This is a genomic window from Pseudomonas sp. yb_9 (genome assembly GCF_043103635.1).
GTDB lineage: Bacteria > Pseudomonadota > Gammaproteobacteria > Pseudomonadales > Pseudomonadaceae > Aquipseudomonas > Aquipseudomonas monteilii.
Genome location: NZ_JBICKA010000112.1, coordinates 173,676 through 181,809 on the forward strand (window position 1 = coordinate 173,676; position 8,134 = coordinate 181,809).

Here is an 8,134-nt window from a genome sequence, read left to right on the forward strand (position 1 = left end):
GCCCGTTCGCAGGTGAACCCGCAAAAGGACCGGTACAGGCTATCGCCGATTACAGCTCGACGCAGTCGAACTTCACATCGGTAGCCACGTCTTCGTCGTAGTTGACGTCAGCACGCTCGAAGCCGAACAGGTTGAGGAACTGCTTCTTGTAACCGGCATAGTCGGTCAGCTCGAACAGGTTCTCGGTGGTCACCTGTGGCCACAGGGCCTTGCAGGCGCTCTGCACGTCGTCACGCAGTTCCCAATCGTCCAGACGCAGGCGGCCCTTCTCGTCGAGTTCGGCCGGGGCACCGTCGGCACGGTACATACGGTCGCGGTACATGCGGTCCAGCTGGTCCTGGGTGCCTTCGTGAACGCCCTTCTCCTGCATGATCTTGAAGACCATCGACAGGTACAGCGGCATCACCGGAATGGCCGAGCTGGCCTGAGTGACCACCGACTTCAGCACCGCCACGTTGGCGCCCCCCTTGAGTTCGCCGGCCAGTTTCTGGTCCAGGCGCAGGGCGGTTTCGTCCAGGTCCTGCTTGGCCTGGCCCAGCGCGCCGTGCCAGTAGATCGGCCAGGTGATGTCGCTGCCGATGTAGCTGAAGGCCACGGTGCGGGCGCCTTCGGCCAGCACGTCAGCGCCCGCCAGGGCGTCGATCCACAGCTGCCAGTCCTGGCCCCCCATGACGGTGACAGTGTCGGCGATTTCCTGCTCGGTGGCCGGCTCGATGCTGGCCTCGATGATGGTGTCCTTGTTGGTGTCGATGGCGGTCGACTTGTATGGCTGGCCGATTGGCTTCAGGGCCGAACGCACCAGTTCGCCGGTTTGCGGCAGCTTGCGCACAGGCGAAGCCAGCGAGTAGATGACCAGGTCAACCTTGCCACCCATTTCGTTCTTGATCAGTTCGATGACTTTGGCACGGGCCTCGTCAGAGAAGGCATCACCGTTGATCGACTTGCTGTACAGGCCCTCGGCCTTGGCAAACTTGTCGAAGGCAGCGGCGTTGTACCAGCCAGCAGTGCCGGCCTTGGTTTCGGTGCCTGGTTTTTCGAAGAACACTCCCAGGGTGTCGGCCTTGAAGCCGAACGCTGCGGTGATGCGGGCCGCCAGGCCATAGCCGCTGGAAGCACCGATGACCAGGACCTTCTTCGGGCCATCCTCGCGCACGCCCAGCTTGCGGGTGGCTTCGATCTGGTCACGGACGTTGAGCTCGCAGCCCTTGGGGTGAGTCGTGGTGCAGATGAAACCGCGAACCTTAGGATGAATGATGGCCAATGTCTGTACCTCGTCAGGTTTATGCCGGGGAAGCGCCGCTTGAGGCGATTCCGATTGATCAGAGGGTGAGACTACCCCCGCAGGTTATCCGACACATATTACGGGGTGATCAAAGGGATGCAAAACGGTGGCAACCTCAATCCGGCAGTAAAGCCGCTCTAAGCCAATCCAGAAACTGCCTGGCCAGCGGATCATCCTGACTGTCCCGATGTACCAGACAAGCCCACGCGGGCCCGCGAACGCGCTGCGCCGACAACGCCTGCAAACGCCCCTCTTCCACTGCCCGCCGCGCCAGCAACTGGCTGACCAACGCCACCCCGAGCCCCTCGCTCGCCGCATCCAGCAACAAACCGGGGTCGGAAAAGTTCAACCCTTTGCCCTGCTGCCCCACCTCTTCGCCGCCTTCCAGTTGCCAGTGGCTCCAGTCCATTTCGCGCTCGCCATGCAGCGTGGTGCGCTGCTGTACCGGCGTTTGCAGCAAGGCTGGGTGGCAAGCCGGGTACAGCTGGTCTTGATGCAGCACGCTGAAACTGCACTCGGCCTGAGCACTGAGGTCGTCGCGGATGGCAAGGTCGATGGTTTCGGTGGCCATGTCCGGCACCTCGAAACTGGTGAACAACCACAAGTCCACCTCCGGGCAGCGCTGATGGAAGTCCGTCAGTCGCGGCAACAGCCAGTGCCTGGCAAACGCCGGGCTGGTATTCACCACCAACTGGTTGGGCTTGCGGTACTGGTCGAGCCGACGAATGCCCACGGCCAGGTGCTGCAGCAATGATTGCGTGGTACTGAGCAGGTCGTGCCCGGCGTCTGTCAGGCTCACGCTGCGGCCACTGCGGTAGAACAGCGGCTGTTCCAGGTAGGTTTCCAGGCTGCGGATCTGCTGGCTGATGGCCGACTGGGTCAGGTTCAGCGCCTCGGCGGCCTTGTGGAAGCTACCCAGTCGCGCGGCGGCCTCGAAGCCGCGCAGGGCATTCAGGGGTGGCCAGTGTTTAAGCATGATTGATAAGCCCTGCTAATCAAATGTGCGCTAAATCTATCGTTTGTCGCCAGCCATGCCTAGCCATAGCATGAACACCAACACCCGCGACGGCGGGCTTCGTTGATAAAAAACCCTAATAGATCGGAGTTCACTATGCACCTGTCCCTCGACAGCGGCTGGCGCATGCCCGCCGAATGGGCACGCCACGCGGCAACCTGGATGGTCTGGCCACACAATCAGGCCCTGTGGGAAAGCGGCTGGAACGTGCGCCTGGCCGATGTCCAGCAGGACTACGCCCGAGTCGCAGCGGCCATCGCCCGTTTCGAGCCGGTGAAGATGGTGGCCGCCCCGTCCGCCGTGGCCAGCGCCCGCGCCCTGTGTGGTGCCAACATCGAGCTGATCGAACTGGCGGTGGACGACAGCTGGTGCCGTGACAGCGGCCCGAGCTTCATCTGCCACCCGCAGCACGGCCTGGCCGGCCTGAGCTGGCGCTTCAATGCCTGGGGCGGCAAGTCGCAGCACAGCCAAGACCGCAGCCTGGGCCGGCGCATCCTCGACCAGCTGGGCCTGGACGGGTTCAGCACTGCACTGTGCAACGAAGGGGGTGCGATTCATGTCGACGGCGAAGGCACGCTGATCACCACCGAATCGGTGCTGCTCAACCCCAACCGCAACCCTGGCGTGAGCAAGGCCGATTTCGAGGCCTGTTTCGCCCGCCACCTGGGCATCCGCAAGACCATCTGGCTGCCAGGTGACCCGCAGTACGTCACCGGCGACATGACCGACGGCCACGTCGATGGCGTGTGCGCCTTCGCCCGCCCTGGCGTGCTGCTGGTGGATGCCACTCGAGACCCGCATTCGGTGTACGCCGAAGTGGTGCGGGAAAACCGCCGCGCCCTGGAGCTGGCCACCGATGCGCAGGGCCGCCACTTCGAACTGCTCGACCTGTACGAGGCCAGCGCCGCCGTTGACCCGAATGCCGAGGTGTTCTGCGCCTCCTACACCAACTTCTACATCGCCAACGGCGCAATCATCATGCCGGCCTATGGCATCGCAGCCGACCAGGACGCAGCTGCGCAACTGGCCCACGCCTTCCCGGGCCGCGAGATCGTACCGGTGCGCATCGACCACATTGCCCACGGCGGTGGCGGCATTCACTGCATCACCCAGCAACAGCCGCAGGTACAGCCATGAGCCTGCTGCGCGTGGCCACCACGCAGATGCCGTGCAGCTGGAACCTGCCCGATAACCTCGACCGCGCCGAACACCTGGTGCGCCAGGCTGCTGCCAAAGGTGCCCAGGTGATCCTGCTGCAAGAGCTGTTCGCCACCCCGTACTTCTGCATCGAACAACACCACCAGCACCAGGCCCTCGCCCAGCCCTATCCCGACAGCCCGATACTGCAGCGCTTCGCGGCGCTGGCCGGCGAGCTGGGCGTGGTGCTACCGCTTAGCTGGTACGAGCGCGCCGGCAATGCCTTTTTCAACTCGCTGACCGTGGCCGATGCCGATGGCCGCCTGCTGGGGGTATACCGCAAGACCCACATCCCCAACGCCATTGGCTACCAGGAGAAGGAATATTTCAGCCCCGGCGACACGGGCTTCAAGGTCTGGGACACCGCGTTCGGGCGACTGGGCATTGGTATCTGCTGGGACCAGTGGTTCCCCGAAACGGCCCGTTGCCTGGCCTTGATGGGTGCTGAAGTGCTGCTGTTCCCCACCGCCATCGGCTCCGAGCCCGGCTGCGCCGAACTGGACTCGCGTGACCATTGGCAAATAGCCATGCGCGGCCACGCCGCCGCCAACCTGCTGCCGGTGGTGGCGGCCAATCGCGTCGGTGAGGAGGTCGCGGCCAGCGATGCATCGTTGTCCATGCGCTTCTATGGCTCGTCGTTCATCTGTGACCACAAGGGCGCCATGCTCAGCGAGGCGGACCGCGACAACACGGGCATCTGGTTGCACGACCTGGACCTTGCAGCCATGCGCGAAGACCGGCTGAGCTGGGGCATCTACCGCGATCGTCGCCCAGAGATGTACGCCCCCCTGCTGACCCTGGACGGCAAGCATCCACACACCCTGAGGGCCTGAGCATGAAACGCCACGTTCTAGCCGCAATGGCGCTGGCCGTCTGCGCCAGCCAGGCACAGGCCGAACAGCCCGTGCTGCGCCTGTACAACTGGGCCGATTATTTTGCCGAAGACACCCTCAAGCAGTTCACGGCCGAAACCGGCATCCAGGTGATCTACGACGTCATGGATGGCAGTGAAGTGCTCGAAGCCAAGCTGATGTCAGGGCGCAGTGGCTACGACCTGGTGTTCCCCGGTGACACCGTTGCCGAGCGGCTGATGCGCGCCGGGAGCCTGCAGCCATTGGACCACAGCCGCCTTGAGGCACTGGACGACATCGAGCCCGGCCTGCGCCAGCTGCATGCTCGCTACCCCAAGGCCAGCCAGGCCACCGTGCCCTACACCTGGGGCACCATCGGCCTGACGGTGAATGCCGACAAAGTCCGCCAGCGCATGCCCGATGCGCCGCTGGACAACCTCGACCTGCTGTTCGAACCAGCGCTGGCCGCCAAGTTCGCCGACTGTGGCATTTCGGTGATCGACTCGCCCGACGAAGTGCTAGCCGTGGTGCTCAACTACCTGGGCCGCGAGCCGCGCAGCGCCAAGCGTGAAGACCTGGCCGCCGCCAGCGAACTGCTCAAGGCCATACGCCCGTACGTGCGCAAGTTCCAGTCGCAGCCGGTGACCGAACTGGTCAACGAAAACCTGTGTGTGTCGCTGGGCTACAGCGGCGACGTGATCCAGGCCCAGCGTACCGCCGATGCCGCAGGCAAGCACCTGGACTTCCAATACCGTGTCCCCCGCCAGGGCACCACGGTGTGGATGGACACCATGGCCATCCCGGCCGATGCCAAGCACCCGGAATACGCCTATCGTTTCATCAACTTCGTCATGCGCCCGGCAAACATGGCCGCCATCAGCAACTTCACCGGCTACCCCACCGCCAGCGCCAAAGCGCGCCAGGCCGTGGACCCGCGCATGCGCGACAACCCCGACATCTACCTCGACGAAGCCACCTACACCCGGCTGATTCCGGGACGTGATATCCCACAGGCCGACATGCGGGCACGCATGCGCGTGTGGACACGCTTCAAGACTGCACAGGACTGACCCATGCCTAGCCGTAGAACCTTCCTGCAACTGTCACTGGCCGCTGGCCTCGGCACCGGCCTTGGCCTGCCGCTGGGCCTGGCCCGCGCTGAAGAACCGGGGCGCTGGTTCATGCCCGACGAAGGTGAACCTCAGCAACGCGCCTTCATCGCCTTTGGCGCGCAGGATGCCATTTGGGAAGACTTCACCGCCGATGTGCAAGCTGCCCTGGGCCGTATCGCCCAGGCCATCGCGCGTTATCAGCCGGTCACCGTGTTCTGCCGGGCCAGCGAACGCAAGCTGGCCGAGCAGCACTGTGGCAGCCCACGCACCCGCTTTGTCGAATGCAACCTGGACGATATCTGGATGCGCGACATTGGCGCCAACTTCGTCCTCGATGACGACGGCGCGCTGGGTGCGGTGGACTTCAATTTCAACGGCTGGGGCAACAAGCAGCGCCACCGCAACGATGCGCAGCTGGCCAAACGGGTCGCTACCCTGGCGGGCGGTCAGTACCAACGCAGCGAGCTGGTAGGTGAAGGTGGCGCCATTGAAGTGGATGGCCATGGCACTGGCATCATGACCGAGAGCAGCTGGATCAACGCCAACCGCAACCCGGGCTGGAGCAAGGCCGACGTCGAGGCGGAGCTCAAGGCGCGCCTTGGGTTGAGCAAGGTCATCTGGCTGCCAGGCATCGCCGGCAACGACATTACCGACGGGCATGTGGATTTCTATGCCCGCTTCGTGCGGCCGGGGGTGGTCATTGCCAATCTCGACAATGACCTGGATTCGTATGATTACGCCGTGACGCGCAAGCACCTGGATATCCTCAGGCAGGCCACCGATGCCGAGGGGCGCAAGTTGCAGATACATGTGGTGTCACCGCCAATGCGTGGGCGGCGTAACAGGTTCAGCAAAGGCAATGACGACTTTGCAGCGGGGTACATCAATTACTTCGTGATCAATGGTGCGGTCATCGCACCGCAGTTTGGCGATGCGCAGGCAGATGAGAAGGCACGGGCGTTGCTGGCAGCGTTGTATCCGGGGCGGGATATCGTGCAGCTGGATATCGATGCCATTGCGGCAGGGGGTGGGGGAATTCACTGTGTGACCCATCAGTGCCCGGCTGTATGAAGGCCGCCAGGTGCATGTCGACAGAAGTTCGGCGCCTATGAGACCGAGCGCCGCCCGCGCGGCGCATCGCGAGCTGCGCTCGCTCCTACGTTTGTTTCGGGCCAATTATTCCTGGGGGATTTGCGCGCGAACGCCTTGGCGCACGACTCGGTGTCGCGTCTTACCAACAAGGCGGTCGCGCGCGCCTGTCACAAGCGTTACTGGCCCGAAACAAACGTAGGAGCGAGCGCAGCTCGCGATGCGCCGCGCGGGCGGCGCTCGATCTCATAGGCGCGGAATATCCGACGACATACCCTCTAGCAACCCCATTGATTTGTTTTTCACATCAATCACAAAGAAAAACAAACTTAACAAATCAACCAAACCCGCCGATGCTGGCAGCACCATGCCCATTGCCCGGAGAACAACAACATGAACGACGTGGTCATTGTCGCCGCAACCCGTACCGCCATCGGCAGCTTCCAGGGCGCCCTGGCTACAGTGCCTGCGGTCGACCTCGGTGCCGCCGTGATCAAGCGCCTGCTGGAACAGACCGGGCTGGACCCGGCGCAGGTCGACGAAGTGATCCTCGGCCAGGTACTCACCGCAGGTGCCGGGCAGAACCCGGCGCGCCAGGCCGCGATCAAGGCCGGCCTGCCCTACAGTGTTCCGGCACTGACCCTGAACAAGGTCTGCGGCTCGGGCCTCAAGGCCCTGCACCTGGCCGCCCAGGCCATTCGCTGCGGTGACGCCGAAGTGGTGATTGCCGGCGGCCAGGAAAACATGAGCCTTGCCCCTTACGTGATGCCTTCGGCACGCACCGGCCAGCGCATGGGCCATGGCCAGCTGATCGACAGCATGATCACCGACGGTTTGTGGGATGCCTTCAACGACTACCACATGGGGATCACCGCCGAGAACCTGGTGGACACGTACAGCCTGAGCCGAGAGCAGCAGGACGCCTTTGCCGCCGAGTCGCAGCGCAAGGCGGTGGCGGCTATCGAGGCCGGGCGTTTCGATGACGAAATCACGCCGATCGTGATGCCGCAGAAAAAGGGTGACCCCAGAGTGTTTGAGCGTGACGAACAGCCACGCCCGGACACCACCGCGCAATCCTTGGCCAAACTGCGTCCTGCGTTCAAGAAAGATGGCAGCGTTACCGCTGGCAACGCCTCCAGCCTCAATGACGGGGCAGCCGCCGTGCTGCTGATGAGCGCCGCCAAGGCCAAGGCCCTTGGACTGCCGGTACTGGCGAAGATCGCAGCTTATGCCAGTGCCGGCGTAGACCCGGCAATCATGGGCATCGGGCCGGTTTCCGCGACCCAGCGTTGCCTGGACAAGGCCGGCTGGCAGTTGGCCGAACTGGACCTGATCGAAGCCAACGAAGCGTTCGCCGCGCAAGCGCTGGCGGTGGGCAAGGCACTGGAATGGGATGCGGCACGGGTCAACGTGAATGGCGGGGCGATTGCGTTGGGCCACCCGATTGGTGCATCCGGCTGCCGCGTGCTGGTGACCTTGCTGCACGAGATGATCAAGCGGGATGTGAAGAAAGGCCTGGCTACCTTGTGCATTGGGGGTGGCCAAGGGGTGGCGCTGGCGATAGAGCGTTGATCCCAGCCTGAGTTGA

Annotated in this window: 7 protein-coding genes; 5 read left to right on the top strand and 2 right to left on the bottom strand. The window is 63.7% G+C overall.

What is annotated here, in order from left to right; translation table 11 throughout:
• Window positions 1-49 precede the first annotated feature (49 nt).
• Complete coding sequence (gene fabV, locus ACF8MI_RS28115) at window positions 50-1,261, bottom strand: enoyl-ACP reductase FabV (RefSeq protein WP_060499972.1); 1,212 nt, start codon at window positions 1,259-1,261, stop codon at window positions 50-52.
• 136 nt (window positions 1,262-1,397) lie between these two features.
• Window positions 1,398-2,258 (bottom strand): LysR substrate-binding domain-containing protein, encoded by an 861-nt coding sequence (locus ACF8MI_RS28120; RefSeq protein ID WP_060499973.1) that lies wholly within the window; start codon window positions 2,256-2,258, stop codon window positions 1,398-1,400.
• 135 nt (window positions 2,259-2,393) lie between these two features.
• Between ACF8MI_RS28120 and ACF8MI_RS28125 the strand changes: the two genes are divergently transcribed.
• The 5 genes from ACF8MI_RS28125 to ACF8MI_RS28145 all read left to right on the top strand — a co-directional run bounded on the left by ACF8MI_RS28125 (window position 2,394) and on the right by ACF8MI_RS28145 (window position 8,118).
• Window positions 2,394-3,434: an agmatine/peptidylarginine deiminase gene (locus tag ACF8MI_RS28125; RefSeq protein ID WP_104833962.1), complete on the top strand. Its 1,041-nt coding sequence runs from the start codon at window positions 2,394-2,396 to the stop codon at window positions 3,432-3,434.
• A complete protein-coding gene (gene aguB / locus ACF8MI_RS28130; RefSeq protein ID WP_104833961.1) occupies window positions 3,431-4,327 on the top strand; it encodes an N-carbamoylputrescine amidase in 897 nt (298 codons plus the stop codon). Before ACF8MI_RS28125 ends, aguB begins: the two co-directional genes overlap by 4 nt.
• 2 nt (window positions 4,328-4,329) lie before the next feature.
• Window positions 4,330-5,415: an extracellular solute-binding protein gene (locus tag ACF8MI_RS28135; RefSeq protein WP_182408672.1), complete on the top strand. Its 1,086-nt coding sequence runs from the start codon at window positions 4,330-4,332 to the stop codon at window positions 5,413-5,415.
• A 3-nt stretch (window positions 5,416-5,418) separates the two neighbouring features.
• The gene (locus ACF8MI_RS28140) at window positions 5,419-6,528 is read left to right on the top strand and encodes an agmatine/peptidylarginine deiminase (RefSeq protein ID WP_200928794.1); all 1,110 of its coding nucleotides are present in this window, start codon (window positions 5,419-5,421) and stop codon (window positions 6,526-6,528) included.
• A gap of 411 nt (window positions 6,529-6,939) precedes the next feature.
• The gene (locus ACF8MI_RS28145; RefSeq protein WP_200928795.1) at window positions 6,940-8,118 is read left to right on the top strand and encodes an acetyl-CoA C-acetyltransferase; all 1,179 of its coding nucleotides are present in this window, start codon (window positions 6,940-6,942) and stop codon (window positions 8,116-8,118) included.
• Window positions 8,119-8,134: the final 16 nt, after the last annotated feature.

Bases quoted from the DNA above. Each gene is read 5' to 3' on its own strand.
- ACF8MI_RS28120 (WP_060499973.1), bottom strand. From the start codon at position 2,258: ATGCTTAAACACTGGCCACCCCTGAATGCCCTGCGCGGCTTCGAGGCC.
- ACF8MI_RS28125 (WP_104833962.1), top strand. From the start codon at position 2,394: ATGCACCTGTCCCTCGACAGCGGCTGGCGCATGCCCGCCGAATGGGCA.
- aguB (WP_104833961.1), top strand. From the start codon at position 3,431: ATGAGCCTGCTGCGCGTGGCCACCACGCAGATGCCGTGCAGCTGGAAC.
- ACF8MI_RS28135 (WP_182408672.1), top strand. From the start codon at position 4,330: ATGAAACGCCACGTTCTAGCCGCAATGGCGCTGGCCGTCTGCGCCAGC.
- ACF8MI_RS28140 (WP_200928794.1), top strand. From the start codon at position 5,419: ATGCCTAGCCGTAGAACCTTCCTGCAACTGTCACTGGCCGCTGGCCTC.
- ACF8MI_RS28145 (WP_200928795.1), top strand. From the start codon at position 6,940: ATGAACGACGTGGTCATTGTCGCCGCAACCCGTACCGCCATCGGCAGC.